This is a genomic window from Aquiflexum sp. (assembly GCF_977115555.1).
This window is the reverse complement of record NZ_CDSBKL010000642.1, coordinates 1-1,439: the sequence shown is the minus strand read 5'-3', so window position 1 is coordinate 1,439 and position 1,439 is coordinate 1. Positions and strand designations below refer to the sequence as shown.

Genomic DNA, 1,439 nt, shown 5'->3' with positions numbered 1-1,439 from the left:
TTGTCAATCCTCCTGTCATGCAAGGAACCTTGGTAGTTTCTCCGATTACAAGTGAGTTTGCAGGGATGTTCAAAATCATGGGAAGCCCTGGAGCGAGAGTAAGGATTACCTACCTTCAAAATGAGGTGATCAAAGAATTTGAAGAAGGAATCGGTGAAGTTTCTGCTGAGTACATCCTTAGCGCTGCTTTCAATGATCTGCAATTTCAAAGTGCATTATTGGATGTTGGCGAGGGGGTTTTCCCAATAGGTCCGGATGGAGAATTATATGTATGGCTGGGTGCAAATCTTGATTTGACCAAAGCTACGCCGGGAGTTTATCTTTCTGAATTTATCATTGAATTGGAATACATATAAAGTGGCAAGAGTTCTTTCACATATTGCAGATTTAAGGATGATTTTGGGCATTTGCTTTGTCTTTTTTTCGGAGACAGGCTTTGCCCAGAGGATCAGTTTCAATACATGGACAGGGAGTGATGATATTACCATACTTTCTCCCCAAGGAGCTATGCCGACGTTGGATTTCAATCAAAAGCAACGTGCATTAGTCCCTGGAATAGGGGCTGTTACGATTGGTTTAGTGGATAATCAGGCGGTAATCTATGAAATTGAAGCGCCTGAGGGGTTTGATTTGACAGTTGATATCAGTGCGCCATCGGCCTTTGTGCTTGCCGAAAACCCTACTGAATCCATTCCTTTCCTCCTTAAAGTAGCATATAATAACATGGCTCCAACTGACGAATTGAGTGGTAAACTGAGTGCAGTGGAACTTCCGGCAGGATTTTACAGCATCACCTTTCCTGTAAGCAGGAGAACATCAGGGGCTCCAATAGCACCTCCTTCACCTGAAGATGGCGCTTTTACCAGACCAAAAGCCAAAGCTTACCTGTATTTGTACGGAACTTTGGGTCCGGTAGGAATGGTCCCTGCGGGGATTTACGAAGGAGAAATAAACATCAACGTATCCTTTACAAGCTATGATTAAGGTTTGGTTAATAACGATCGTGGCGGTAATGTTCTTTGGTATGATGGAAACCGCACAAGCTCAGATGGTCAATGTGCGGTTGGTACTTCCGGCAGGTGTAAACTTTAATCCGAGGATTGTGGAGGCCCAACCAAAGGAAGGTGAAACTGGATTGAGGTGGGTAGAGATGGTGGTACAGGAAAACATCCATTTGATTGTTAGCCTAAAATCGGATGAAACAGACAAGGATATCATAGAGACACTTTATGTGCTCAATAACGGAACGGCGGATTTTAGAACTGCGACAAATTACGGGTCAGGAAAAGCCAGCTTCCAAATGGACAATAGAGGAATGCTGATCCGAAATGCCAAACCAAGGATTCAGCAAATTAGGGCATGGCTGGGAATACCGGTTTTGCCTGGAATCAAAACAACAATAGAATATCATTAAAACTTAAAATATATCATAAACCTTT

Annotated in this window: 3 protein-coding genes; all 3 read left to right on the top strand. The window is 43.0% G+C overall.

Annotated features, from left to right (window positions below; all coding sequences use genetic code 11):
• Positions 1-356, top strand: a 356-nt coding sequence (locus tag ACZFYI_RS20360; RefSeq protein ID WP_462525949.1) for a hypothetical protein, incomplete at its 5' end; no start/stop codon positions are given.
• Position 357: 1 nt separating this feature from the next.
• Positions 358-984, top strand: coding sequence for a hypothetical protein (locus tag ACZFYI_RS20355; RefSeq protein WP_462525948.1), 627 nt, complete (start codon positions 358-360; stop codon positions 982-984).
• Complete coding sequence (locus tag ACZFYI_RS20350; RefSeq protein ID WP_462525947.1) at positions 977-1,414, top strand: hypothetical protein; 438 nt, start codon at positions 977-979, stop codon at positions 1,412-1,414. Before ACZFYI_RS20355 ends, ACZFYI_RS20350 begins: the two co-directional genes overlap by 8 nt.
• The last annotated feature ends 25 nt before the right edge of the window (positions 1,415-1,439 follow it).

Excerpts from the sequence above, each read along its gene's own strand:
- ACZFYI_RS20350 (WP_462525947.1), top strand. The coding sequence starts at position 977 with ATGATTAAGGTTTGGTTAATAACGATCGTGGCGGTAATGTTCTTTGGT.